At 65.4% G+C, this 26,068-nt stretch carries 19 protein-coding genes and 1 tRNA gene; 15 read left to right on the plus strand and 5 right to left on the minus strand.

The genetic code is table 11. The annotated features are described in order from the left end of the window. Window positions 1–181 precede the first annotated feature (181 nt). Window positions 182–254: transfer RNA gene (locus A5785_RS02040), tRNA-Arg, on the plus strand. Window positions 255–304: 50 nt separating this feature from the next. On the opposite strand, the gene A5785_RS02045 is transcribed toward A5785_RS02040, so the two are convergent. Beyond that, window positions 305–688: a hypothetical protein gene (locus A5785_RS02045; RefSeq protein ID WP_005205762.1), complete on the minus strand. Its 384-nt coding sequence runs from the start codon at window positions 686–688 to the stop codon at window positions 305–307. A 69-nt stretch (window positions 689–757) separates the two neighbouring features. Between A5785_RS02045 and A5785_RS02050 the strand changes: the two genes are divergently transcribed. From A5785_RS02050 to rho, 7 genes are all read left to right on the plus strand, one after another. Next, entirely contained in the window at window positions 758–1,651 is an 894-nt protein-coding gene (locus tag A5785_RS02050) for a class II glutamine amidotransferase (RefSeq protein WP_064864358.1), read from the plus strand. A gap of 82 nt (window positions 1,652–1,733) precedes the next feature. Continuing rightward, window positions 1,734–3,386 carry an arginine--tRNA ligase gene (gene argS / locus A5785_RS02055; RefSeq protein WP_005205760.1) on the plus strand — a complete coding sequence of 551 codons (1,653 nt, stop codon included), beginning with the start codon at window positions 1,734–1,736 and terminating at the stop codon, window positions 3,384–3,386. Beyond that, window positions 3,383–4,801 carry a diaminopimelate decarboxylase gene (gene lysA / locus A5785_RS02060; RefSeq protein WP_005205759.1) on the plus strand — a complete coding sequence of 473 codons (1,419 nt, stop codon included), beginning with the start codon at window positions 3,383–3,385 and terminating at the stop codon, window positions 4,799–4,801. The genes argS and lysA overlap by 4 nt, the downstream gene beginning before the upstream one ends. Before the next feature lie 78 nt (window positions 4,802–4,879). Beyond that, window positions 4,880–6,187 (plus strand): homoserine dehydrogenase, encoded by a 1,308-nt coding sequence (locus tag A5785_RS02065; protein WP_039855539.1) that lies wholly within the window; start codon window positions 4,880–4,882, stop codon window positions 6,185–6,187. After that, on the plus strand, window positions 6,180–7,274 hold the full coding sequence (gene thrC / locus A5785_RS02070; protein ID WP_005205757.1) for a threonine synthase: 1,095 nt from the start codon (window positions 6,180–6,182) through the stop codon (window positions 7,272–7,274). The genes A5785_RS02065 and thrC overlap by 8 nt, the downstream gene beginning before the upstream one ends. Window positions 7,275–7,293: 19 nt before the next feature. Then, on the plus strand, window positions 7,294–8,232 hold the full coding sequence (gene thrB / locus A5785_RS02075) for a homoserine kinase (protein WP_174273049.1): 939 nt from the start codon (window positions 7,294–7,296) through the stop codon (window positions 8,230–8,232). Between the two features lie 399 nt (window positions 8,233–8,631). Then, complete coding sequence (rho, locus tag A5785_RS02080) at window positions 8,632–10,650, plus strand: transcription termination factor Rho (protein WP_005205755.1); 2,019 nt, start codon at window positions 8,632–8,634, stop codon at window positions 10,648–10,650. A gap of 57 nt (window positions 10,651–10,707) precedes the next feature. Here the strand turns inward: rho and A5785_RS02085 are convergent, their stop codons facing one another. The 4 genes from A5785_RS02085 to A5785_RS02100 all read right to left on the minus strand — a co-directional run bounded on the left by A5785_RS02085 (window position 10,708) and on the right by A5785_RS02100 (window position 19,769). Further along, the gene (locus A5785_RS02085) at window positions 10,708–11,247 is read right to left on the minus strand and encodes a CGNR zinc finger domain-containing protein (RefSeq protein WP_039855515.1); all 540 of its coding nucleotides are present in this window, start codon (window positions 11,245–11,247) and stop codon (window positions 10,708–10,710) included. A 197-nt stretch (window positions 11,248–11,444) separates the two neighbouring features. Continuing rightward, on the minus strand, window positions 11,445–12,443 hold the full coding sequence (locus A5785_RS02090) for a heme transporter (protein ID WP_331710798.1): 999 nt from the start codon (window positions 12,441–12,443) through the stop codon (window positions 11,445–11,447). A gap of 35 nt (window positions 12,444–12,478) precedes the next feature. Beyond that, entirely contained in the window at window positions 12,479–14,350 is a 1,872-nt protein-coding gene (locus A5785_RS02095) for a sulfite reductase subunit alpha (RefSeq protein ID WP_005205752.1), read from the minus strand. A gap of 1 nt (window position 14,351) precedes the next feature. After that, the gene (locus A5785_RS02100; RefSeq protein ID WP_442902832.1) at window positions 14,352–19,769 is read right to left on the minus strand and encodes a glutamate synthase-related protein; all 5,418 of its coding nucleotides are present in this window, start codon (window positions 19,767–19,769) and stop codon (window positions 14,352–14,354) included. Window positions 19,770–20,178: 409 nt separating this feature from the next. On the opposite strand from A5785_RS02100, the gene rpmE reads away from it, so the two are divergent. The 7 genes from rpmE to atpB all read left to right on the plus strand — a co-directional run bounded on the left by rpmE (window position 20,179) and on the right by atpB (window position 26,038). Beyond that, window positions 20,179–20,406 (plus strand): 50S ribosomal protein L31, encoded by a 228-nt coding sequence (gene rpmE, locus A5785_RS02105; protein WP_005179448.1) that lies wholly within the window; start codon window positions 20,179–20,181, stop codon window positions 20,404–20,406. Between the two features lie 165 nt (window positions 20,407–20,571). Next, window positions 20,572–21,678: a peptide chain release factor 1 gene (prfA, locus tag A5785_RS02110; protein WP_064864361.1), complete on the plus strand. Its 1,107-nt coding sequence runs from the start codon at window positions 20,572–20,574 to the stop codon at window positions 21,676–21,678. A gap of 80 nt (window positions 21,679–21,758) precedes the next feature. Further along, window positions 21,759–22,607 carry a peptide chain release factor N(5)-glutamine methyltransferase gene (gene prmC, locus A5785_RS02115; protein ID WP_005205740.1) on the plus strand — a complete coding sequence of 283 codons (849 nt, stop codon included), beginning with the start codon at window positions 21,759–21,761 and terminating at the stop codon, window positions 22,605–22,607. Between the two features lie 35 nt (window positions 22,608–22,642). Further along, on the plus strand, window positions 22,643–23,296 hold the full coding sequence (locus A5785_RS02120) for an L-threonylcarbamoyladenylate synthase (RefSeq protein WP_064862745.1): 654 nt from the start codon (window positions 22,643–22,645) through the stop codon (window positions 23,294–23,296). Further along, a complete protein-coding gene (locus A5785_RS02125; protein ID WP_005205736.1) occupies window positions 23,296–24,513 on the plus strand; it encodes an MraY family glycosyltransferase in 1,218 nt (405 codons plus the stop codon). Before A5785_RS02120 ends, A5785_RS02125 begins: the two co-directional genes overlap by 1 nt. Before the next feature lie 341 nt (window positions 24,514–24,854). Continuing rightward, window positions 24,855–25,271: a hypothetical protein gene (locus A5785_RS02130; RefSeq protein WP_005205734.1), complete on the plus strand. Its 417-nt coding sequence runs from the start codon at window positions 24,855–24,857 to the stop codon at window positions 25,269–25,271. Then, the gene (gene atpB, locus A5785_RS02135) at window positions 25,268–26,038 is read left to right on the plus strand and encodes a F0F1 ATP synthase subunit A (protein ID WP_005205732.1); all 771 of its coding nucleotides are present in this window, start codon (window positions 25,268–25,270) and stop codon (window positions 26,036–26,038) included. The genes A5785_RS02130 and atpB overlap by 4 nt, the downstream gene beginning before the upstream one ends. Window positions 26,039–26,068 lie beyond the last annotated feature (30 nt).

The raw sequence follows: 26,068 nt of genomic DNA on the forward strand, positions 1-26,068 counted from the left end.
TCGTATCGAAGGATGTGGGCGCTGCAGCACCCACATCCTTCGATACGACACACATCTGGAGCGCTCGGCCCCGCACGTCAGCCGGCCATCCCAGCACCGACGGTCCGCCACGGTTCTGACACGCGTACCGACCGGGTTGGGATCTGTTGTCGCCGTGGGTTAGGCTTGCTGCGCCCGATGAGCCCCCGTAGCTCAGGGGATAGAGCGTCTGCCTCCGGAGCAGAAGGCCGCAGGTTCGAATCCTGCCGGGGGCACAGTTATATTCTCCCGGCCTCCCGTCGTGGGCATCGCTCCCCGGACAGGCCTAGCCTTCAGCCCCCGCCACGAAGCCCGACGCCGCGTCGTCGGCGAGGCCGACGTACAGGCGCCGCCACGGATCGTCGCCGATCAGCTCCCACTGGTGACCGCTGCCGTCGGTGTCCTCGGCAACAAGTACGACGCCGGGCTCGAGCCGAAAGCGCTCGCCGTCGCGGGTGATGAAATCGAGGACTCCAGCAAGTGTGATCACGTACTGCCGACGCGGGGCGGTGTGCCAGGCGAACGATCCGCCCTGCGCTGTCTCCTGAAAAGCCGCCGTAGTCGTCGCCGTATCGGACGACCGCAACGTGCCGGCGTCGAGAGAGATCGTGCCGTACTCGACGTGGGATCGGCCGCCGTCGTCGTTGAAGAGTCGAATCGCCGAGATCATGCCATGAACTCTACGAGCTCGTCGCCGTGATTCCCGCGCGCAACGGCGCACCCTGTTAGCGTCGAAACCATGTGCCGCTGGCTTGCCTACGCTGGTTCTCCCATTCGCATCGAAGACCTTCTCACCAGGCCCTCACACTCACTGGTCGATCAGAGCTTCGAGGCGCGGCAGTTGTACCTTCCCGGTGCGCCGATGACGTCGATGTTCCGTAACCACGCGTGGCCGACCAACGGCGACGGATTCGGTGTCGGATGGTGGGGTGATCGCAGCTTCCCGGGTCAATACCGCGATGTAGGGCCCGCATGGAGTGACGCAAATCTGCATCGGCTGGCCGAACAGGTCTCCTCGCCGATGTTCCTCGCCCACGTCCGGGCTGCGCTGGGAGGCACGATCGATCGAGCAAACTGTCACCCATTCCAGTACGGGCGGTGGCTGTTTCAGTACAACGGCGAAATCGGCGACTTCTTCCGGCTCAAGCGCGACCTCACACTCGACGTGGCGCCCGAGCTGTATCCGTTCATCGAGGGCAACGCCGACACCGAACTCTGCTTCTACCTCGCGTTGACCTACGGACTCGACACCGATCCCAAGGGTGCGTTGGCGCGCCTGGTCGGGCGTGTGGAGCAGGCGCGCACCGACAACGGCGTCGACGCCCCGTTCAGTGCCACGATCTGCGCCGCCAACGGCGAGGAGATCTACGCGGTGCGCTACTCGAGCAATCGGGCGTCGAATTCGCTCTATCACTCGGTAGGCACGATGCGATTGACCGCCGGCGACCGCGGGGGAGATATCGAACTCCCCGCTGACGGGCGCATCGTGGTGTCCGAACCATTGGAACTCGAGTACCGCGATACCAAGTGGGTCGAGATTCCGGAGTGGTCGATCGTGACCGTTCGTTCAGGGGTTGAACCCACGATCGAACCCTTCACACCGACCGTGCTCCCTCACGAGCACGCCTCCTAGAGGCTTTCGGCTACCCGTACACCGACGCCACCTACCAGGGGCGTTGTCGCCCGAAGAATGCAGGCCAATAGGATGGTGACCTGTGACTCCCGCCGACCTCGCTGCATTGCTGAGTGCCGTGACCCGGACCGTCGTGTCCGACCACGGACTCGACGCTTCTCTGGTGCCCGACTCCGTGGTCGTCGAGCGCCCGCGCCTCGCTGATCACGGCGACTACTCGACCAACGTCGCACTCCAACTCGGCAAGAAGCTCGGCGTCAACCCGCGTGAGCTCGCCGGCTGGCTCGCCGACGCATTCTCCGCGGCTGACGGAATCGACAAAGCCGAGGTCGCGGGCCCGGGATTCGTCAACATCTGGCTTGCAGCGGCCGCTCAGAACAGCGTGATCGAGACCGTCCTCACCAACACCGTCGACTACGGCAGGGGCGACGAGTTCTCCGACAAGACCATCAACCTCGAGTTCGTCTCCGCCAACCCGACCGGCCCCATCCACCTCGGTGGCACCCGGTGGGCCGCCGTGGGCGACGCGCTCGGGCGGGTGCTGGCCGCACGCGGGGCGAAGGTCACCCGCGAGTACTACTTCAACGACCACGGCTCGCAGATCGACAAGTTCGCACGGTCACTCGAAGCGTCGGCACTCGGTGAGCCGACGCCCGAGGACGGTTACGCGGGCGAGTACATCGTCGAGATCGCGAATCAGGTCGTCGAGGCGGTACCGGGCGTACTCGAGCAGCCGCAGGAGCAGCGTCGCGAGACCTTCCGCTCGGTGGGCGTCGAGCTGATGTTCGACCACATCAAGTCGAGCCTGCACGAGTTCGGAACCGACTTCGACGTGTTCACCCACGAGAACTCGATGTTCACCTCGGGCCTCGTGGAGGAGTGCATCGCCGAGCTGCGCGCAAACGGAAACCTCTACGAATCCGACGGCGCGTGGTGGCTGCGCACAACGAACTTCGGCGACGACAAGGATCGCGTCGTCATCAAGAGCGACGGCGAGGCCGCCTACATCGCGGGCGACATCGCCTACTACCGCGACAAGCGCAACCGCGGTTTCAACCTGTGCATGTACATGCTCGGCGCCGACCACCACGGCTACATCAAGCGACTCAAGGCTGCGGCCGCGTCACTCGGTGACGATCCCGACACCGTCGAGGTCCTCATCGGCCAGATGGTCAACCTCGTCCGCGACGGCAAGCCCGTGCGGATGAGCAAGCGTGCCGGCACCGTGATCACGCTCGACGATCTCGTCGACGCGGTCGGAGTCGACGCCGCGCGCTACGCACTCATCCGCTCGTCGATCGACGTCAACATCGACATTGACCTCGACCTGCTGGCCAAGCAGTCCAACGACAACCCGGTCTACTACGTGCAGTACGCACACGCGCGGTTGTCGGCGATCGCTCGCAACGCCGACGAACTGGGCCTCAAGCCCCGACTCGAACACCTCGACCTGCTCGACTCCGACACCGAGGGCGATCTGATCCGCACGATCGGCGACTTCGACGAGGTGGTGGCCACGGCGGCGCAACTGCGTGAGCCGCACCGCATCTCGCGCTACCTGGAGTCGCTCGCGGGTGCCTACCACCGGTTCTACGCCCATAATCGGGTGCTGCCACAGGGCGATGAGGAACCCGGTGACATCCACGGCGCGCGCCTTGCGCTGAGCGCGGCAACCCGTCAGGTGCTGCGCAACGGACTCGATCTCATCGGCGTCAGCGCTCCGGAGCGGATGTGAACGCGCATCCGGCGGGACCGCGCCACGCCGAGACCCAAGCGGCACCGCAGTTGGCCCAGCAGCCGAATGACCCTGCCGCGGTGGCGCAGATCCCCGCAAACGTCTTCCCGCGCAATGCTGTTCGTGCCGAGTCCGGTGAGCTGACCATCGCGGGCGTCGGAGTAGGCGAGCTGGCCGAGACATTCGGCACCCCGCTGTTCGTGCTCGACGAGGATGATTTCCGCTCCCGCTGCCGCGACATGATGACCGCGTTCGGGCCCTACGGACGTGTGCACTACGCGTCGAAGGCGTTCCTGTGCAGCGAGGTTGCGCGCTGGGTCGACCAGGAGGGTCTGTCACTCGACGTCTGTTCGGGTGGTGAGCTCGCGATCGCCCTTCACGCGGGCTTCCCGGCCGAGCGAATCGCCTTGCACGGCAACAACAAGAGCCTCGACGAACTCGACGCGGCACTCGAGGCCGGTGTCGGTCACATCGTGCTGGACTCGATGATGGAGATCGAGCGCCTCGACCGCTTGGCGGGCGAGCGCGGCGTTGTTGCCGACGTACTGATCCGCGTGACGGTCGGCGTCGAGGCCCACACCCACGAGTTCATCGCCACGGCGCACGAGGATCAGAAGTTCGGATTCGCGCTGTCGGGCGGCGTCGCCATGGAAGCGGTTCGACGCGTCTTCGCCACCGACAACCTGCGACTGGTGGGGCTGCACAGCCACATCGGCTCCCAGATCTTCGACATGGACGGTTTCGAGCTCGCGGCACATCGCGTGCTCGGATTGCTGCACGACGTCGTCGACGAGTTCGGTGTCGACAAGACATCGCAGATGTCGATCGTCGATCTCGGTGGGGGACTGGGTATTTCGTACCTTCCCGACGAACGTCCGCTGCCCATCGCCGACGTCGCCGAGACACTCGCCGCCATCGTCCGCCGCGAATCGGAAGCGGTTGGCCTGCCGATGCCGACCATCGCCGTCGAACCCGGTCGCGCGATCGCGGGGCCGGGCACCATCACGCTTTACCGGGTCGGGACCATCAAAGACGTCGAACTCGGCGGCGGGTCGGTGCGTCGCTACGTGTCCGTCGACGGAGGCATGAGCGACAACATCCGAACGGTGCTGTATCAGGCCGAGTACGACGTGCGGTTGGTCTCACGGGTGTCCGACGACGACGCGGTGGTCAGCCGCGTCGTCGGAAAGCATTGTGAGAGTGGCGACATCGTGATCAAGGACTGCTGGCTACCCGGCGACCTCGAACCCGGCGATCTGATCGCCGTCGCGGCGACCGGTGCGTACTGCTATTCGATGTCGAGCCGATACAACATGGCGATGCGGCCGGCTGTGGTCGCGGTGGCCGACGGTACGGCGAGGGTGATTCTTCGCCGCGAGACACTCGACGACTATCTGCGGCTAGAGGTGAGCTGAATGAGCAACGGTGCAGGACAAGAAGAATCAGCAGGACAAGACAACTCGGTAGGGCAAGACCAATCGGCGGGACAAGACATGACAGCGCAGGACAAGACGATCGGCGTGGCGGTCCTCGGTATGGGCAACGTGGGTTCCGAGGTCGTGCGGATCATCGAGGACAACGCCGCCGACCTGAGGGCTCGGGTCGGTGCGCCCGTCGAATTGCGCGGCGTCGCGGTGCGTGATCTGACTCGACCACGCAAGATCGCTCAGGAACTGATCACCGACGACCCCGCGGCACTCGTGGCACGCGACGATGTCGACATCGTCGTCGAACTCATGGGCGGAATCGACCCCGCACGCGAATTGATCCGCACCGCACTGCAATCGGGCAAGTCTGTGGTGACTGCCAACAAGGCGCTGCTCGCCGAGTACACGGGCGAACTCGCCACTGCGGCCGCCGACGCGAAAGTGGATCTGTACTTCGAGGCGGCCGTCGCCGGAGCAATTCCGGTGGTGCGTCCGCTGATGCAGTCCCTCGCGGGCGACACCGTCGAGCGAGTCGCCGGAATCGTCAACGGCACCACCAACTTCATCCTCTCGGAAATGGCCGAGACCGGTGCCGACTACGCCGAAACCCTCGCAGAGGCAGGACGTCTGGGTTACGCCGAGGCCGATCCGACGGCCGACGTCGAGGGTTACGACGCGGCAGCCAAGGCCGCGATCCTCGCGTCGATCGCGTTCCACACTCGTGTGACCGCGGCCGATGTCTACCGCGAGGGCATCACGAACGTGACGTCCGACGACCTGGTTGCGGCGAAGAAGTTCGACTGCACGGTCAAACTTCTCTCGATCTGTGAGCGTGTGCGGGGTGACGATGGTGCGCAGCGTGTGTCGGCGCGTGTCTACCCGGCGCTGATCCCGTTGTCGCACCCACTCGCAACGGTCAACGGGGCGTTCAACGCGGTCGTGGTCGAGGCCGAGAACGCGGGAAGGCTCATGTTCTACGGACAGGGTGCCGGCGGTTCGCCGACGGCATCGGCGGTGCTCGGCGACATGGTGATGGCTGCGCGAAACAAGGTGCACGGTGGTCGCGGACCACTCGAATCGACCTACGCGTCGTTGCCGATTGCGTCGATCGACGAAGTGCCCACCCGCTACTACGTCTCCATGCGAGTCGCCGACAAGCCCGGTGTACTCTCGCAGGTCGCCAACGAATTCTCGAAGCGATCGGTGAGTATTGCCGCAGTCCGTCAGGAAGGCGCGGGCGACGACGCCCGGCTGATCGTCGTCACACACCGCGCACCCGATCGAGCTCAGTCGGAATGCGTTGCAGCACTTGAGGACATGGACTCCGTGAACACGGTTTCCAGCGTTCTGCGATTGGAAGGAACCGATGACTGACGCGACCAACGCACCCGCGCACGCGCCTGTGCACGCAGGCTGGCCGGGGCTGATCGAGGCCTATCGTTCACGACTGCCCGTCGGCGACGACTGGAAGGTCGTGACCCTCCTCGAGGGTGCGACCCCGCTGGTACCGGCGCCATACCTGTCGGAGCTGACCGGCTGTGAGGTGTACCTCAAGGTCGAGGGCCTCAACCCGACGGGCTCGTTCAAGGACCGCGGCATGACCATGGCCGTGAGCAACGCGGTCAACAACGGCAAGACCGCAGTCCTGTGCGCGTCGACGGGCAATACGTCGGCGTCGGCGGCTGCCTACGCCACCCGCGCCGGTATCACCTGCGCCGTCTTGATTCCCGAAGGAAAGATCGCGATGGGCAAGCTCGCCCAGGCGGTCATGAGCGGCGCCAAGATCATCCAGGTGCAGGGCAACTTCGACGACTGTCTCGAACTCGCGCGCAAGGCCACCGCGGAGTTCACCGAGATCGAGCTGGTCAACTCGGTCAATCCGGCGCGTATCGAGGGGCAGAAGACCGCGGCATTCGAGATCGTCGACGTCCTCGGTCGCGCGCCCGACGTGCACGTGCTCCCGGTGGGCAACGCGGGCAACATCACCGCGTACTGGAAGGGCTATCGCGAGTACCACGCCGACGGCATCAGCGATCTTCCGCGCATGCTCGGTGTGCAGGCAGCCGGTGCTGCTCCGCTGGTCAACGGAGCGCCGGTGAAAGATCCCGAGACCATCGCCACCGCGATCCGCATCGGGTCGCCCGCAAGCTGGAACCAGGCCGTCGCGGCCAAGGAGGAGTCGGGCGGCCAGTTCCGCGCAGCCACCGACGAGAAGCTGCTCGAGGCGTATCGCCTCGTGGCGGGCAAAGAGGGCGTCTTCGTCGAGCCCGCGTCCGCTGCCAGCGTGGCGGGCCTGCTCGCGGCCCACGCCGACGGTTGGATCACTCCGGGCCAGACGGTTGTGTGCACCGTGACCGGAAACGGCCTCAAGGACCCCGACACCGCGCTCCTCGGCATGCCGGAAGTCGAGGCGATTCCCGTCGATCCCGTGGCTGTTGCCGATGCACTCGGCGTCGCCTGAAGCTGGGACGGCCCGACGAATGGTCAGCCCGGATACGGTGTATAGGCAACTGCCGGAAGGTCTTTCGACCAAGGTGCGCGTGCCTGCGTCGAGTGCGAACCTCGGACCGGGGTTCGACTCGCTCGGCATCGCGCTCGGCCTCTACGACGAGGTCGTCGCATCGACGACACCCGCGGGCATCGACGTCGACGTCGTGGGTGAGGCAGCCGACGACGTGCCGCGTGATGCCAACCATCTCGTCGTCCGCGCGCTCCTCGCAGGACTCGCGCACGCGGGGGTGTCGGCCGCTGGGCTGCACCTGAAGACGGTCAACGCGATCCCGCATTCGCGCGGCCTCGGATCGTCGGCCTCGGCCGCGGTCTCAGGACTCGCCGCAGCGTCGGGGCTTGTCGTCGCCGCAGGCCTCGGCGACCCCATCTCCGACGCCGACCTGGTGCAACTGGCCAGCGCCTTCGAGGGGCACCCCGACAACGCCGCGGCAAGCGTGCTGGGGTCCGCGGTCGTGACCTGGATCGAACCCGGTGAGCATGCCCGCTATGGCGCGCGGCGGCTCGATGTCCACCCCGCGATCCGCGCGACAGCCTTCGTTCCGTCGACCGAGTCGTCGACGTCGTTCACCCGTGGGCTGCTGCCCGACGACGTCCCGCGTACCGACGCGATCTTCAATGTCAGTCGTGCAGCGCTCGCCGTCGTAGCCCTGACGTCCGATCCGAGTTGTCTGTTTGCAGCAACCGACGACCGGTTGCATCAGCCCTATCGCGCGGCCGCCATGCCCGAGACCGCGCGGCTCGTCGCCGCCCTCCGGGCGCGGGGATACGCGGCAACAGTCTCCGGGGCAGGCCCTAGCGTGCTGGTCCTCGACACGCGATCGGTCGATTCGACGACCCGCGAACTGGCAGGCGAACAGGGCTTTCGCGTGCAGCAACTCGAGATTGCCGGCGGCGTCCAGATCGGCTGAATCTCCTCATGCGGATTCGGCGTGTTGCCGGTACCATGCCTGGGGGGTTACCATAAACTGGTCTAGCCGCGCAGGCTCGTTCCGCCGTGCTTCTCACCGATCTCTGATCAACATCCGGTCGGCTCCCGGGTGTGCACATGAGCAGTCACCGATCTGGGGCATCGCGCAATCCGCGAGTCGGCACTTCTTGTCGAGAGCAGATTCTTGTCGAGAGCACAGCAGTTCAGGAGTGACATACCGCAGCCGGACCACAATCTTGTCCGCCCGTCCACCACGGACGGCGGTCATTTCCTCTGAAGGTTGACGACGCGTCGAGCCGATCGAGCGGCGTCGGACACCTCAGTAGGCGATATCACGACCTCATGCAGCATCTGACTGCGGAGGAACGAAAGGACATCCGTGACTGATACGGACCTGATCACCGCGCCAAGCGTCGCCGACGACCAAGGCGCACCCAAGACCAAGCCGCGCGCAGGCCTCTCCGGCATGGTGCTGACCGAACTCCGTTCACTCGCAGGTGAGCTGGGCATCAAGGGCACGTCCGGAATGCGCAAGGGCGATCTGATCGCCGCCATCAAGGAGCGCCAGGGCGCAGGATCACCTGCCGCCGACGCACAGAAGGCAACCGCACCCAAGGCCGAGGCTGTTGCCGGTGAGGCTCCCAAGGCGGTCCGCAGCGCGACCCGCCGTACGAAGACCGCGACATCTGCCGAGGCTGCGCCGGAGCAGATGACGATCACCTCCGAGACCACTGCGAGCCCGCAGTCGGAGAAGTCTGCCGGCAGTACTCCTGCCAGCAGTGGCTATGCCGACGGTGCTGCTACCGACTCGGCGAACGGTGCGTCGGTGGAGTCGAGCGCGCAGAGCACTCGGACCGACAGCGACCAGTCGAACAATCACCGCGGTGACAACGACCGTGGTGGCAACGGGCGCGGTGACAACGATCGCGGTGACAACGGGCGCGGCGAGTCCGACCACGCGTCGAACCAGGGCGGCAACAATCGCAACCGCACCCGCAACCGCAACGGTGGGCAGGGCGGTTCGAACTCGAACGGCTCGAACTCGGCTCAGCAGGGCGGAAGCAACCAGAGCAGCGAGGGCGGCCAGAACAGCGGCAAGAACCAGGGCCCCAACAACAATCGCGACAACAACAATCGCGACGACGATGGCGAAGGTGGTCGCGGACGCCGCGGTCGTCGCTTCCGTGAACGTCGCCGTGGACGTGACCGTGACGGATCGGGTGGCGGCGAGCCGCAGATCTCCGAAGACGACGTGTTGCAGCCTGTCGCAGGCATTCTCGACGTTCTCGACAACTACGCCTTCGTGCGGACCTCGGGTTACCTCGCCGGTCCCAACGACGTGTACGTCTCGATGAATCTCGTTCGCAAGAACGGTTTGCGTCGTGGCGACGCGATCACCGGTGCCGTGAAGGTGCCGCGTGATGGCGAGCAGCAGAATCAGCGACAGAAGTTCAATCCGTTGGTGCGTCTCGACTCGGTCAACGGGTCAGATGTCGAATCCGCCCGTAAGCGACCGGATTTCAACAAGCTGACACCGCTGTACCCGAACCAGCGACTGCGTCTCGAGACCGCCAAAGAGCAACTCGACACCCGCGTCATCGACCTCATCATGCCGATCGGCAAGGGGCAGCGCGCACTGATCGTGTCGCCTCCGAAGGCAGGTAAGACGACGATCCTGCAGGACATCGCCAACGCGATCGCGATCAACAACCCCGAATGTCACCTCATGGTGGTCCTCGTCGACGAGCGACCCGAAGAGGTCACCGACATGCAGCGTTCGGTCAAGGGTGAGGTCATCGCCTCGACCTTCGATCGTCCGCCGTCAGACCACACGTCGGTCTCGGAGCTCGCGATCGAGCGCGCCAAGCGCCTCGTCGAGCAGGGCAAAGACGTTGTGGTGCTGCTCGACTCGATCACCCGCCTCGGCCGTGCGTACAACAACGCGTCGCCCGCTTCGGGACGCATCCTGTCCGGTGGTGTCGATTCGACGGCGCTCTACCCGCCGAAGCGATTCCTCGGCGCCGCTCGCAACATCGAGAACGGCGGATCGCTGACGATCATCGCATCTGCGCTGGTCGAGACCGGTTCGACCGGCGACACGGTGATCTTCGAGGAGTTCAAGGGCACCAGTAACGCCGAGCTCAAGCTCGACCGCAAGATCGCGGATCGTCGTGTGTTCCCGGCTGTCGACGTCAACCAGTCGAGCACCCGTAAGGACGAACTGCTGATGTCTCCCGAGGAGTTCGCCATCATGCACAAGCTCCGTCGCGTGCTGAGCGGACTCGACTCGCAGCAGGCCATCGACCTGCTGATCAGCCAGCTCAAGAAGACCAAGAACAACTACGAGTTCTTGCTCCAGGTGCAGTCGAACGCCCCCGGCGCCATGAAAGACGACTGACGCAGCAGGACGACTGACGCAGCAGGACGACTGACACACAGTAAGGCCACTGGCGGGTCAGCGTCGCTGGCCTGCGTTGGGATGTGCGGCGCGGTGGCGTCGCACAGCTGCTCGGTTCGCGCACGCCGGTGAGCAGTAGCGCTGCCGCCCGTTGCGCGACGTATCGGCGAAGACATGTGTGCATTCGGCGAGTTCGCATGCACCCATGCGGTCGATGCCGCGTCCGGTGAGGTGCAGCGCGGTCGCGGCAGAGATGAGCACACAGATCTGCTGCCAGCCCGCGACGTCGTCGTCGCGGAAGTGTAGATGCCACCCGGTCTGCGCGTGGTTGGTGAGTCGGGGAGCGGCAGCGTGCTGTAACAGCAAGTCGTTCAAGAGGTCTGCGCGCGTCTGTTCGTCGGTGGCGCGCGCGACATTCCGCCAGTGTTCGAGATAGTCGAGCGTCTGATCTAGGTCGTCGGGACCGATGTCCTCGGCGTCGAACACGAAACCTGCTGTGTCGCATCTGGCGACGAGCTCGTCCGCGTCCCTCGGAGGGCTATTGGCCAAGTCGACGGCCAGCGCAACTGCATCCCGTCCGTAATGGTTGAAATGCACAATGCCATTACATCACAGTGGAGGCATGTCACTCACACACCTCGACCATGCACACCACTGGACCGTTCAGTCGCGCCACCTCACCTCGACGGGTGTGGTTGTCTACCAACGGTGTTCGTGCGGAGCGCTTCGTGTCGTCGAACATGACCTCGCGGCCACACCATCAGCAACCGATCGGGTCGTCGGGCAGGGTCGGTTCAGGCAGCCAGTTCGGCCATCAGGTGATCCCACGCGTCGAACATCGCGGGCGGTACCGCGCCGGTCTGCGTGATCACCATTCCGCATCGCGCGTGGCGGTCGTAGATCTCGATGGACCCGGTCGGACCCCACACACCCTGCGACCAGGTCACCCAGCACTCGGTGACGAGATTGAAGTTGATCATCGCCCGTCCGCGGCCAGACGCCAATAGCATCTGTCCCTCGTGTTCGCGTGCGCCGTCGAGCTGATCGTGATGTAACTGGACACAACCGGGGGCCGTCGCGGCCATCGTCAGTTCCACACCGTGTAGCGCCGCATGCTCGAGCGCAGCGACGGCCTGGCGAGATTCGATGCGTGCGAAGCCTTCTCGTGCCGGCATCGAGGCAAGGCGTGAGACCCCTCCGTCGACGAGGATGCTGTCGAGCTGGGCAACCTGATCGTCGAGCGAGTCGTCGGAACAGACGACGACCTCCGGCGCCTCGTTCGCCATATCGACGTCGGGCGGGCCGTCGGACGAGAACGTGTCGGTAGATAGTCCGATGGCCTCGAATGCCAATCTGTCCGACGCCTCCGTCAGATACGTTGCGTGGGCAGTGTTTCCGTCGGTGTCGAAGAGTCGGAGCATGGGCGGCGCCTGCGCGGCGGGTTCGCTGACGAGAGCGGCGCCGAGATGATCGGGGTGCAGGCGCAACGACACCCTGCCGGGGCGGCAGCGGATCGGCCCGCCCATCACCGTTGGCGTCTCGTGGACGCCGACATCGTTGAGGATGACAGGTCCCGCAACGGTCACACCGACGATCTGATCGAGCAGCGGTAGGTGTGGCCCGATAGCGGAAGCGTTGCCCCGCAACAGATGTCCCGAGAACTGCGGGTCGGCGAGCAATGCGTCGAGCTCGCTGGCATGTGCTGCCCGGTTGCAGCGGCATGCGCCGTCGCGTGCGCAACGTCGCGCGGAGCCGGTTGTCGGTTGTCGGGGATCGGGCGGGTTGGCTGGCATCGTTGCCATCCTTTCAACTGCTTATCGAGGCGAGGTCAGTAGACGTCACGCATGTACCGCTTGTCCTTCTTGAGCTGAGACACCACATCCTGCGCCCCGGAGGCGCTGTGTCCGCCGTGCTCGGCGATGATCTCGTGCAACGCATCGTCGACGTCGCGCGCCATTCGAGTCGCATCGCCGCACACATACAGGTACGCGCCGTCGTCGAGCCAGCGGAAGAGTTCGGCTCCGTGAGCGCGCATCTTGTCCTGCACGTAGACCTTGTGTTCCTGATCGCGTGAGAACGCGAGGTCGAGGCGGTCGAGCAGTCCGTCGGCCACGAACTGGTCTATTTCGTCGCGGTAGATGTGATCGCACGCCTCGTGTTGATCGCCGAAGAACAGCCAGTTGCTGCCCGCCGCACCGCGTTCGGCCCGCTCGTGCAGGAATGCGCGAAACGGAGCGATGCCGGTACCCGGTCCGACCATGACGACCTTCGCGTCGTCGGGTGGGAGGCGGAACGACTTGTTGGGTGTCACGAACACGCCGATCGTCTCGTCGTCGGCGATTCTGTCTGCGAGGTGCGTCGAGCACACCCCACCGCGGTCGCGCTCGCCGGACCGGTAGCGGACCGTCGCCATCGTCAGGTGGACGGTGCCGGCGTGTGCCCGCGGGCTCGACGAGATGGAGTAGACGCGGTGGGCGAGTGGCTGCAACTCCGCGAGGAGTTCGTCGGGGGTGATTGTCAGCGACTCGTCGACGTTGAGCAGATCGAGCACGTCCTTACCCCACAGCCACGCGTCGAGCGCTTCGCGGTCGCCGGTGGAGGCGAGATGGGTGAGTTCGGCATCGCCGCTACGAGCTGCGATGTAGTCGACGAGATACTTCGACGCTGTCGCGATCTCGTAGCGGTGCAGCAGTGCCTTGCGCAGCAGACGCTGCTCCTTGCGATCGACGACCGGTGTCTGCGGTGAGACACCGAGCCTGTCGATGATGCGGTCGACGAGCGCGGGATCGTTGCGCGGTACGACGCTCAGTCCGTCGCCGGGCTCGTAGGTGATGCCACTGTCGCCCAGCGAGATCACCAGGTGCCGAACCTCTTTGGCCGAACCGGTGCCGGAGAGAACGCTGTTGGCGATCACCGTCGCCGGGTAGGGATTCTTGCGACCCCACGTCGACTTGCGTTGGCGTGCCGGCTTCGGCGACTTCGCTGCGTCGGATCTGCCGGTCCCAGTGATCTCGACGTCAGTGATCTCGGCGACGGTCGTCGCGGCTCCGGTTTCGCCCGCCTGCGCATCGGTCGACGATTCGGGTTCAGATGTGGCCTGCGCGAACAGGGGTAGTGCCCGCGCCAGCCACTCGTCGGCCGTCTGCTGATAGTCGACATCGCAGTCGACACGTTCGACGACCCGTGTCGCACCTAGTTCCGCGAGCCGCGTGTCGACATTCTTGCCCGCCTGACAGAAGCCATCGTAGATCGAATCCCCGAGTGCGAGAACGCCGAATGTCAGCCCGTCGAGTCGACCGACCTCGGGCGCGGCGAGTGCCTGCCAGAAGTCCTCGGCGTCGTCTGGCATGTCGCCCTCACCGTAGGTCGACGTGACGACGAGCAGTCGAGTCGTCGTGCCGAGCGTGGCGAGGTCGAGGTCGGCAAGGTCGCTGACTCGTGCATCGAGGCCGATCTCCGCGGCCTTCGCCTTCGCCTTCTCGGCGAGCATCTCCGCGTTTCCGGTCTGGGTGCCATAGGCGATGAGCAATGGCTGGGACTGTCCGGCCGACGTCGATTCGGCCTGCGTGTGTCCGACGCCGAGCGCAGAGGCCGGTTGCGGCATGGTCATTCTCGTGTTCAGGCCCGCGAGGAAGCCTGCAAGCCAAGCTTTCTGGTCGCCCGTGAAGGGAATGTCGGTGGGAATATAGGGCAGTTGCATGTCATCCCGCCTTCGGGTGTGAGAGAGGTGCGATGTCGTCTGCCGCGACGGGGCTGTGTGGTGTCGCTGCCGCGACGGGGCTGTGCGGCTCCGCAGCCGCGAGTGCCTCGACGACCGTCGGCACGGTCCGCGAAGCGAACAGGGCGTCGAAGTCGGGGAGTGAACCCAACACGTCACGGATGTGGTTGTCCTGGTGCATGATCCAGCCGTAGGTCGCCGGCGCGTCGACGGAGCGCACGTTGCGGGCGGCGAGCGCCCGCTTGTAGTCGTCGATCCGTTTGGCGGAGATGAGCGCGGCGATCTGTTGTTCGTCGTAGTCGGCGAGGATGTCGCGGACGAACGTGCCCACGCGTGTGATGAGGTCGAAGTCTTCGGTCAGGACGAGGTTGCGTGCGGCTCGCGCGACGAGGTGTTCCGACCGCGAATCCGCACCGACGACCGTCGATCTCGAACGACGTAGACGCGTCTGGGCGATCTCGCGGGCGAGATGGAACACGGTGAACGCGTTGAGGAGCCGGTACATCGTGGCGTCATCGGTGTGACCGTAGTCGGGGACGCGGCCGTCGAGTATCGGCGTCTGGCTTTTGACATGTCGCTTGAGAGTCCTGATTTGGTCGGTGGCGATGGACCCGGACAGTTCGTCGACGAGTGCGCGGTGACCGAGCGTGGCCAACAGCGTCGGGGCGTCCTGATGAGTCACCAGGGCGCGCGGCATCGCGTAGCTGATGTAGTGCCGCTCGGTCTCCCAGTTCTCGAGGAGCCGGGTGGCGAGCGCGGAACCGGTTGCCTCCGCATGCATCTCGAGGAGTAGATGGACCGCGTGGTGATGGATCGGGGCGAGCGGGTCGTCGACCCCCGTGATCGCCCCGACGAGCACCGAGTCCGAACTGATCCGGTCGGCGAGCACACAGGCCGGATCGTATTGATAGAGAGAGCCACCGCTCATGCCGTTGCCGAGTCCTCGGCCGAATCCGCCGATGTTGAGGACGGCGCCGTTGGTCATGTATTCACAACCGAACTCGCCGATGCCCTCGACCACTGCGGTGGCACCCGAATTGCGTACGGCGAAGCGGTCTCCGGCTTCACCCTCGACGAACAGGCGTCCACCGGTGGCCCCGAACAGTGCGAAGTTGCCGACCAGGACGTTGCCGCCCTCCGCGGGCGAACCTCCACCGGGAGAACGCACCACGACCGCGCCGCCCGACATCGACTTTCCCACACCGTCGTTGCACGTACCGGTGTGCTCGAGGCGCAGGCCGTCGTTGCAGAAGGCGCCGCAGGACAACCCTGCAGACCCCGACGTGGGGATGGTGACGGAATCGGGTGCGAGATAACGACGCCCGCGTTCGTCGACGTAGACGGTCGGCGCCAGGTCGATGTGTTCGGAAGTGGGGTGTTCGGAAGCGGGGTCGTCGGGTGCGGTGTGGTTGAGGATGCGCTCGATGTCGACGGCCAGTTGCGCACCGACACTCTTGTTCCGGTTGCCGAGCATCGTCGGGGTGGTGACGACACTGGTGGCCCCGGCGTCGAAGAGCGACTCGCGCACCTGGGTCAGCAGCGAGTCGTCGACGGAGAAGTCGGCCTCGAGGTAGACCGGATCGGTGATGGCTTCGCCGTCGACGCGCGCGAGGAGCGGCGCCGTGTCGAGGCGCCCGACGATCGCAGGGTGGTCGATTCCGACGAGTAGGTCGGTGCGACCGCGTGCCGCGCGCAGATCTCCAAGTGCGAGGTCGGCGAGAATCTCCCGCACATCGTGCGCGACGTTGAGCAGGTACTGCGCCATGGCGCGCGGATCCCCGTCGAACAGTTCGGGATTGGTCGTGAGGCCAGCCGGACACTTGATGTTGCAGTTCTTGGCCATCACGCAGCCCATCATCATCAGGGCGGCGGTGCCGAACTCGAAGCTGTCGGCGCCGAGTAGTGCCGAGACCACGACGTCGCGACCTGTCTGATGAGCCCCCGACGCGCGGAGGACAACTTTGTCGCGGAGACCGTGCGCGCAGAGCGCCTGGTGCACTTCGGCGAGGCCGATCTCGGCTGCACGTCCGGCGTAGCGCAGGCTGGTGACCGACGCCGCGCCGGTGCCGCCGGTGTTCCCGGCGACGTTGATCACGTCGGCGCCTGCCTTGGCGACTCCGACGGCGATGGTTCCGATGCCCTCCGACGACACGAGCTTCACGATCACACGCACCCGCGCTGCTTTGCAGTCGTGGATGAGTTGCGCGAGATCCTCGATCGAGTACGTGTCGTGATGCGGTGGGGGAGAGACGAGTTCGACGCCCGGAGTGCCACCGCGGGCCGCGGCGATCTCGACGGTGACCTTGGGTGCCGGAAGTTGTCCTCCCTCACCTGGTTTCGCGCCCTGACCGATCTTGATCTCGAGCTCGGTGAGCATGGGGTCGGCGAGGTACCCCGCCCAGATTCCGAATCTTCCCGACGCGAACTGCTTGATCCTCGACGCACGCAGCGTGCCGTATCTCGAAAAGTGCTCGCCGCCTTCGCCGCTGTTCGACAACGCGCCGACCATGTTGGTGCCGTGGGCAATTGCTTCGTGTGCCTGGGCTACGAGGGCGCCATGACTCATGGCTCCGGACGCGAAGGTTGCGGTGATCTCATGGGCGGGCTGCACATCTGTCAGCCCACGGGGTGTCTCGGCACGACGAAGGTCGAGGACGTCGCGCACGGCGCTCGGGCGTTCCGCCCGGGTCCGCGCGAGGTCGTCGGCGAATGCGCGGTAGGCGTCGGTGATGGAGAATGCGTCGATTTCGGTATCGCTGAGCCTGTCGTAGCTGCTCGACGAGTACAACTGCGCGGTCTCGCCGAACGCGTCGTCGAGGTCGCCGAGCGTGAGCAGTCGTAGAAGATCCGTGGCACCGGCCTCGTCGGCGCGAACGGAGTCGACTGTCGCCGTGGCGAATTGCAGCTTCTCCGAGGTCATCTGGCCGTAGCCGCGGACAGCCGCGACGCCGAAGGAGTGGCCTGCGCCGTCGGCGCGTTCCTTGAAGAGCCCGAGCAGTGGGAGGTCTTTGTCCGACGACGCGGCCGGTGTGGCCATCGCGGCTCGGTGAGCACCCGTGATGGCGTCGACGACGTCGGCAAGCGCGGCTCCACCGGCAGGCGAGCGCATCGTCGGAAACCATTCTGCGAGTATGGGGTCGGAGGTGTCGAGGAAGTTCGGCTCGAAGAACTCGCCACCGATGTAGCTCTCGACGGTGCACAATCCGACGCGGCCCATGGTCTTCATGAGTGACTTCGTGGCTGCCGCGGCCCAGCGAGCGAATCCCGTCGCCGCATCCTGTGGATCACCGGAGCGCGTGGCGCGCCGCGCAACCGAATGTGGATGTGCCGCAGCGGCTCCGAAGCCGAGGATCGCGGCAAGATGATGCGACGACTCGATCTGGCCCGAATCCGCCACCAGGGACACGCGTAGCCGTGTGCCCGAGGCGATCAGGCGCTGGTTGACCGCAGAGACGAGGAAGATCATCGGCAAAGCGGCACGATCGGCCCTGACCGCACGGTCGCTGAGGACGGCGATTCCGCCGGTGGCGGAGGCGAACTCGACGACCTGGGTGCACACCCGATCGACGGCGTCGACGACCGCAGCGGTGTCGTCGCCTGCCGTATTGGCACCCTCGGCTACCTCCGGCAATGCGAAAGTGGCGTCGAAGACGCGGACGGGGGATTCGGCCTGTGCGAGCAACACGTCGAGTGCGGCAGCGTCGAGAATCGGTGATGGGATGATGATCTGACGGTTCGAATGCGCTGTTGCCGTGGCGATCTTGCTGATCTGGGGTCGGGCGCCGAGCGCAACGCGCAGCGACATCCCGTCCGCTTCACGGATACTGTCCAGCGGTGGGTTGGTGACCTGCGCGAATCGCTGCGAGAAGTAACGGGCGACGCTGGGCTCCCGATTGGTGAGCGCATTGATCGCGTTGCCGAAACCCATTGCGGAGACGCGTTCGACACCGTCGTCGATCATCGGGTCGACGAAGTACCGCAGGCTTTCCTGGTCGAGGTGATACGCGCGGAAGCGTTGATGGTCCGTCAGCGTCGGATCGTCGCAGGGAAGGGTCGGCGAATCGCCGTTCTCGGGAATGCGTGAAGAGTGTTGTGGCGCAAGCGCTGTCAGTTCGACCCGCGCGGCATCCAGGAGTGCCGGGTAGTCGCGTGCCGCGGCGAGCTTCGCGTACGCCTGTTCGGTGGTGTAGCTGCGGTGCTCGCGATGGTCGTAGTAGATCATCCCGCCCGCGGAGACACGCCCACGGGCGATCACGCGCTCCGGTGGGAACGAGATCTGTCCCGCCTCAGAGAACGCGCACAGGTAGTCGGCGGTCTCGACGGTGCGCAGGGGGCGTAGTCCGAGTCGGTCCAGGCGTGCGCCGATGACAGTGCCGTCGCCGAACACCACGGCCGCCGGGCCATCGTTCTTCTCCTCGTAGAGAGAGAAGTACTCGAACATCGCCCGAACCTCGGGGGCGAGTGTCGTGTCGTTCTCCCAGGCGGGCGGCATCATCGACACGATCGCGGTGACGAGGTCGACGCGCTCGGACACGACACGCGCGGCGACGGTCTGGTCGAGTCTGCTGGAATCGGATTGGCCCGGCGGTCGCGAGATGGTCTTCCCGGATGCCGCGGCCGCGGTGACCTGCGCGATGCGGTTCTTCTTGTCGGTGTTGAGCTCGCCATTGTGTGCGAGGAGCCGGAATGGCTGGGCCATCGTGGGATGCGGGTCGGTGTTGGTGGAGAAGCGCGTGTGGAAATACAGCGTGTGGACGCGGTGGTCCGGATCGGCGAGGTCGGTGAAGTAGTCGACGACCTCGTTCGACGAGAGCCTGCCCTTGAGGACCTGCGTGCGTGCGGACAGCGACAGGGGATAGAGGCCCGCGAACTCGTCTGAGGTGTAGGCGATCGACTCGATGTGCAGCAGTGCCTGCTGGACAAGGTGGTCGAGATCGGCCGGATCGGGGCAGGGAACGGGTGCGGCGAACACCCATTGCCGGATCGGGAGCTGCGCTGCCGCGGATGCGGGCCGCAGCACCGAGGGGTCGACGGGAACATCGCGCACGCACAGGTCGGTGAATCCGCGGTCGTGCATCGTGCGCTCGATGAGTCGCGTGGCTCTCGCTGCTGCGGCCGGCGACGGCGGGAGGAAGAAGTTGCCGACGCAGAATCGGCCGAGCTCGAGGTCGGGTCGGCCGGTCACCGAACGAAAGAAGCGTCGGGACAGATCCATGGACACGCCGCCACCGTCGCCGATGCCGAGCGCCGACATTCCACCTCGGTGGGGTACCGAACAGAGCGCCTCACGTGCCATGTCAATGACGTCATGCGTTGCCCTGCCGTCTTTGCGCGTGATGAAGCCGACGCCGCAGCTGCTCTTTTCGTCGCTGTGATCCCACACCAGGTGTGGTCTCCGGATCGCGTGCACGCAGGTCCTCTCGTAGGGATGTGGGTTCTAGATGCGAATGCAACCCGCTGCGGCGTTGGAGCGGCTCGCACGACTATAACTTAGGTAAGGCACAGTAAACTAAGGCTTACCTTCACAAGAAGCGTCGACGCACGTCTTCGACGCGTCACGTATGCACGTTTACGCAGCGTGTGGCGCTTTCGGCGGAGTGAGAGCTGCGCCGGAATGAATACGGGTGGGGCCGTGTTGAGGCGGGTGACAGGCAGTCGAGTCGGTTCCGGCGCCCGCGGTCGTCGCCAACCAGCAGGTTGCGATTTCCGTCTGGGCCTGGGGCGATGGCATACTGATCGGTCGAGTCCGGTACCGGTTCACACCGCCGAATCGCGGCGGTGACCCGGCGACCATAGAAAGGGACACCAGAATGAAGCAGGGAATTCACCCCGACTACCACGTGACCACGGTCGTTTGCGGCTGTGGCAACACCTTCGAGACCCGCAGCACCGCCGAGAACGGTCGGATCAACGTCGAAGTCTGCTCGCAGTGCCACCCGTTCTACACGGGCAAGCAGAAGATCCTCGACACCGGCGGCCGCGTCGCGCGCTTCGAGAAGCGCTACGGCAAGCGCACCAAGAACGCAGACGCCAAGTAGCTATCCCGACGACGCCCGCCCGGTCAGACAGACCGGGTCGGGCGTCGTTTTCGTTGTGCCAGGCGTTGTATTTGTCAGGCCAGGCGTCGTTTTGGTTGGGCCAGGCGTCGGTTGGTGTGGTCAGGCGTCGATTCGTCGGGCGAGGAAGTATCAGGAGGACGAGCGGTGAACAAGAGCGCGCAGACGCGCGACGCTTCAGGCGGCGCCAACGGCGGAGCCATCGATGACATTCTGGCCGAGCAAGCCGGGCTCGAGCAGCAGCTCTCCGACCCTTCGTTGCACGACGATCCGTCGCATGCGCGACGGGTGGGCAAGCGATTTGCTGAGCTCGCGCCGATCATGGCGACGTATTCGAAGCTGCAGACCGCGCGCGATGACCTCGCCGCCGCACAGGAACTCGCCGCAGACGACGCGGCGTTCGCCGAGGAGATTCCCGCTCTCGAGGCTGCGGTCGAATCTCTGGACGCGACGCTGACCGATCTGCTCGCACCGCGCGATCCGCACGATTCCGACGACGTCGTGTTGGAGATCAAGTCGGGTGCAGGCGGCGAGGAGTCGGCGCTGTTCGCCTCCGACCTGGCACGCATGTATCTCAAGTACTGCGAGCGGCACGGATGGAAGGCCCAGGTCCTCGGTGTCACCGAGTCCGATCTCGGGGGCTACAAGGAGGCCACGCTGTCGATCAAGGGCCGCGAGCCCTCGCGCGACGGTGTGTGGTCGCGACTGAAGTTCGAGGGCGGCGTGCACCGCGTGCAACGTGTCCCGGTGACCGAGTCGCAGGGGCGTATCCACACGTCGGCCGCGGGCGTGCTGATCTATCCGGAGCCCGAGGAGGTCGAGGAGGTCGAGATCGACGAGTCCGACCTGCGGATCGACGTCTACCGGTCGTCGGGCAAGGGTGGGCAGGGCGTCAACACCACCGACTCGGCGGTTCGTCTCACCCACCTACCCACCGGGATCGTCGTGACCTGCCAGAACGAGCGGTCGCAGCTTCAGAACAAAGCCCGTGCCATGCAGGTGCTCGCTGCGCGGTTGCAATCCGCTGCCGAGGAGGAGGCCGACGCCGCGGCCGCGGAGGGCAGGGCTGCGCAGATCCGGACGGTCGATCGATCCGAACGCATCCGCACCTACAACTTTCCGGAGAACCGGATCACCGATCACCGGATCGGATACAAGGCAAACAATCTCGATGCCGTGCTGAATGGCGACATGGACGCACTGCTCGACGCACTCGTGGCCGCGGATCGTCAGGCGCGGCTCGAGGCCGAGTGAGGTCGATCGTCGTGACAAGTGACCGGCTGACGCCAGCGGTGTCTGCGGCCCAAGAGTCATCTGCGGCCCAAGAGTCATCTGTGGCGTCGGAGATATCTGCGGCGACATCGCTGCTCGCGGAGGCCGGGATCGATTCGGCGCGAAGCGACGCGGAGTGGTTGTTGGCGCACGTCCTCGACGTCGGTCGGGGCTCTCTGGCCTTCGCCGACGGACCAGACGCGGGTCACCGGAAACGGTATCGCGAACTCGTTGCGCAGCGTGCGCGTCGAATTCCGTTGCAGCACATCATCGGTCGCGCAGCGTTCGGCCCCATCGACCTGGCCGTCGGCCCCGGGGTGTTCGTGCCGCGGCCCGAGACCGAGCTGATGCTCGAATGGGCCGTCGAGAATCTTCGCGGTATCCCACACCCGCTCGTCGCCGATCTGTGCAGCGGCAGCGGAGCCCTTGCGATCGCGATCGCCGAGTCGGTGCCGTCGGCCCGTGTGGTGGCGGTCGAGAAGTCGGCGTCGGCATTGTTGTGGCTACGCCGGAATGTCGAGAACCTCGGTGTCGGCGATCGGGTGGCAGTTCTCGGCGCCGATGTCACCGACCACGCGCAACTGCGCGATCACATCCCCGACGGCTCGCTCGACCTCATCGTGGCGAACCCGCCCTATGTGCCCACCGACACCGACGTCTCGCCCGAGGTCGAAGCGGATCCTGCCGAAGCCGTGTTCGCCGGTCACGACGGCATGAGCGTGATCACGCCGCTCGCCGACGTCGCCGCGCGACTGTTGGCAGTCGACGGGCGCATCGCCGTCGAACATGACGATTCGACGTCGTCCCAGGTGGTCGGGGCACTTGAGACGACCGGGCGATTCGACGACGTCGTTGCGCGCCTCGACCTCGCTGGTCGGCCGCGGGTCGTGACCGCGCGCCGTCGACCTTGATCCGGGCCAGACGTGTCGCGTGAAAGGATGAACGGGTGAGTACCGTTTTCGATTGCTCTGACGAGGCAACCCGCTCCGCCGGAATCCAGGCGGCCGTGGGGGCAGCCAAGGCGGGACGCCTGATCGTCACACCGACCGACACCGTCTACGGCATCGGCTGCAACGCGTTCGACGCCGAGGCCGTCACCGATCTCCTGGCCGCGAAACACCGGGGACGCGACATGCCGGTCCCGGTTCTGGTTGGCTCCTGGCATTCCATCGACGGTCTCGTCTTGTCGGTGTCGGCCGTGGCGCGCAGCCTTGTCGAGGCGTTCTGGCCGGGCAGCGTGAGTCTCGTCGTCGAACAGGCTCCGTCGCTCGCCTGGGATCTCGGCGACACGTCGGGCACCGTGATGTTGCGGATGCCGCTGCATCCGGTGGCCATCGAGGTGCTGCGCGAGGTCGGGCCAATGGCGGTTTCGAGTGCCAACGTGTCGGGCAGGCCTCCCGCCATCACGTGCGACGATGCCCGCGAGCAGCTCGGCGACTCGGTGTCGGTGTACCTCGACGGTGGGAGGGCGCCCAAGGGGGAGCCGTCGACCATCGTCGACATCACCGGATCCACACCCCGCGTGCTGCGCGAGGGGGCAGTGACCACGGCCGAGGTGGCAGAGGTGCTCGACGTCGATCCGGCCAGCCTGGTCAACTGATGCTCGAGCCCGTCACCGGTACCAGCATGGTCGTCGCGGACATGCTGTCTGCCGACTCCGGCTCGGGCGGTGCCGGTGTTCCGCTGCGCGAGTTGCTGCTGGTCGGGCTGACCGCGGCGGCCATCACATACCTGCTGACATCGCTGGTCCGTGTGATCGCGATCCGAGTGGGTGCGGTGGCTGTGCCCCGTGTCCGAGACGTGCACACCATCCCCACCCCGCGACTCGGCGGAGTCGGCATGTTCGCCGGCGTGGTCGCGGCTATCGTCCTGGCCGCCAATCTCCCTGCGCTCAACCGGGGTTTCGCCTACACCAACGACATGGGGGCGGTGGTGACCGCAGGGGCGGTCATCGTCATCGTCGGGATCATCGACGACCGGTGGGGACTCGACGCACTGACGAAGTTCGTCGGTCAGCTGACCGCGGCGGGCGTCATGGTGGTGATGGGAGTGAGCTGGCTGCAGGTGCCCGTCCCGTTCGGAAACATCGGGACCATCGTCCTCGACCCGTTCCAGTCAGGACTCCTGACAGTCGTGATCACCGTCGCCACCATCAACGCCGTCAACTTCATCGACGGACTCGACGGTCTCGCCGCGGGACTCGGACTCATCTCCGCGTCGGCCATCTGCATGTTCTCGCTCGGGCTGCTTCGCGATCAGGGGGGCGACGTCAGCTACTACCCACCCGCGCTGATCTCGGTCGCACTCGCGGGCGCCTGCCTCGGGTTCCTTCCGCACAACTTCTCGCCTGCGAGGATCTTCATGGGGGACTCGGGTGCGATGCTCATCGGCTTGATGCTCGCGGCGGCGTCGACGAGTGCGTCGGGCCGTATCGCGGTGAATGCGTACGGTCCTGCCGACGTGTTCACACTGCTCTCGCCCCTGATCCTGGTTGCGGCGGTTGTCTTCATTCCGATGCTCGACATGCTGATGGCGGTGGTGCGACGCACCAGGGCAGGCGTCGGGTTCTATACGCCCGACAAGCTGCACCTGCATCACCGCCTGCTCGAACTGGGGCATTCACAGCGTCGCGTTGCGCTGATCATCTACCTCTGGGTGGGCATCCTGGCGTTCTCGGTGGCTGCGAGCACGATCTTCCCGATGTCGGTGGTCGTGCCTGCGTTTGCAGCCGGTCTCGTGGTCGCGATGTTGGCGACAATGGCACCTCGGCTTCAGCGGCGCATCGCGGAGCTGCGGACCGCGCGGGCCCTACGTTGACCACACGTCCTCAGTGGCAGCAGTGAATGATCGAAAGGCCAGGTAGGGGCCGATTCGGCAGGGTGGGGGACGGTCGGCCGACCGGTTAGGTAACCGGACAGTAAAATCGTGTACTATCAGCTGTAGTACTTGAGGGGGAAGCGTATGACGCGCCACGGGCGCGACGTGCCCCCACCTCGGGAAGCCAACACATTCTGCGAGGCCACCCCCCGGTGACCACGGCAAGCCGTGTTGATAAGGTCACTGCAAATGCAGAGCGTACGCTCGGCGGCACCTGCCGCGAAGACGGACGCTCATAGCCTGATGCCCTTGGCATTGAGGCGTTCACGTGAGGAGAGGCAATGGCGACGTCCGCCCCTGACTCGGCTCCCGTGTATTACCCGCCCGCGCCGACCGGCCTCCGACGACCGGCGATCATCGCCGCCGTACTGACCGTCATCGTCGCGATCATTGCGGTGTTCCTCGGGAGCTGGTTGTTCCCGCTGTTCTTCGCAATCGGTGTGGTCGCCGTCTTCATCAACACCAAGATGGTCATCATGTCCGTCGAACGTGTTGCGGCAGAAGAGAATCCTCGCAAGAAACTGCTCGCCGTCAACTCTGCCGCACGCCTCGGAGCCATCACTGTGCTCGCGCTGGCGGCGGCGTTCCTGTTCCGGCCCGAAGGGCTGGGCGTGATGTTCGGACTCGCTCTCGGCCAGGTTGTCCTGGTGCTGAACACGGTGATTCCGGTGATGAAAGGACTTCGTAAGCAGCTATGATCGCATCGACTTACGGCGCCGATACCCTCGTGCTGGCCGAGGCCCAGATCGAGGTCGGCCACCACAAGCAGGTGGAATGGCTGGGCATGACGTGGAACATCGACACGATCATCGCCACCGCCATCGCGGCAGTGATCGTGATCGCGCTCGCGTTCTTCGTGCGCTCGCGGATGACCTCCAAGCGTCCCAATTCGGTGCAGTTGTTCTTCGAGGCCGTCACCACACAGATGCGCAGCCAGATCGAGAACTCGATGGGCATGAAGGTCGGCGGCTTCGTCCTACCCCTTGCCGTCACCCTCTTCACGTTCATCCTCATCGCGAACTGGCTGTCGGTGCTGCCATTGCAGTACGCCGACTCCGAGGGCAAGAGCGCCGAGGTGTTCGCGCCCGCGGCCAGCGATGTCAACTTCTGTTACGCCCTCGCGTTGTTCGTCTTCGTCTGGTACATGGCTGCCGGAATCCGACGCCGCGGACCGATCGGTCACTTCAAGCGTCTGGTCAAGGGTCACGTCGCATTCCTGGCCCCGATCAACATCATCGAAGAGATCGCGAAGCCTGTTTCGCTCTCCCTCCGTCTTTTCGGCAACATGTTCGCAGGCAGCATCATGGTCGCGCTGATCGCGCTGTTCCCCGCCTACATCATGTGGGCGCCGAACGCGATCTGGAAGTCGTTCGACCTGTTCGTCGGCCTCATCCAGGCATTCATCTTCTCCCTGCTGACCGTGCTGTACTTCAGCCAGGCCATGGAGACGGACGAAGACCACTAGCTAGTCCGACCCCGGCCGGCACCGCGTCGG

It is taken from the genome of Gordonia sp. 852002-50395_SCH5434458 (assembly GCF_001665905.1).
GTDB lineage: Bacteria > Actinomycetota > Actinomycetes > Mycobacteriales > Mycobacteriaceae > Gordonia > Gordonia jacobaea.

Coding starts and splice junctions, on each gene's coding strand:
- atpB (WP_005205732.1), top strand. CDS start 25,268: ATGATCGCATCGACTTACGGCGCCGATACCCTCGTGCTGGCCGAGGCC.
- A5785_RS02095 (WP_005205752.1), bottom strand. CDS start 14,350: ATGCAACTGCCCTATATTCCCACCGACATTCCCTTCACGGGCGACCAG.
- A5785_RS02125 (WP_005205736.1), top strand. CDS start 23,296: ATGCTCGAGCCCGTCACCGGTACCAGCATGGTCGTCGCGGACATGCTG.
- A5785_RS02065 (WP_039855539.1), top strand. CDS start 4,880: ATGACAGCGCAGGACAAGACGATCGGCGTGGCGGTCCTCGGTATGGGC.
- rpmE (WP_005179448.1), top strand. CDS start 20,179: ATGAAGCAGGGAATTCACCCCGACTACCACGTGACCACGGTCGTTTGC.
- thrB (WP_174273049.1), top strand. CDS start 7,294: ATGGTCAGCCCGGATACGGTGTATAGGCAACTGCCGGAAGGTCTTTCG.
- thrC (WP_005205757.1), top strand. CDS start 6,180: ATGACTGACGCGACCAACGCACCCGCGCACGCGCCTGTGCACGCAGGC.
- A5785_RS02090 (WP_331710798.1), bottom strand. CDS start 12,443: ATGCCAGCCAACCCGCCCGATCCCCGACAACCGACAACCGGCTCCGCG.
- A5785_RS02130 (WP_005205734.1), top strand. CDS start 24,855: ATGGCGACGTCCGCCCCTGACTCGGCTCCCGTGTATTACCCGCCCGCG.
- A5785_RS02045 (WP_005205762.1), bottom strand. CDS start 688: ATGATCTCGGCGATTCGACTCTTCAACGACGACGGCGGCCGATCCCAC.
- A5785_RS02050 (WP_064864358.1), top strand. CDS start 758: ATGTGCCGCTGGCTTGCCTACGCTGGTTCTCCCATTCGCATCGAAGAC.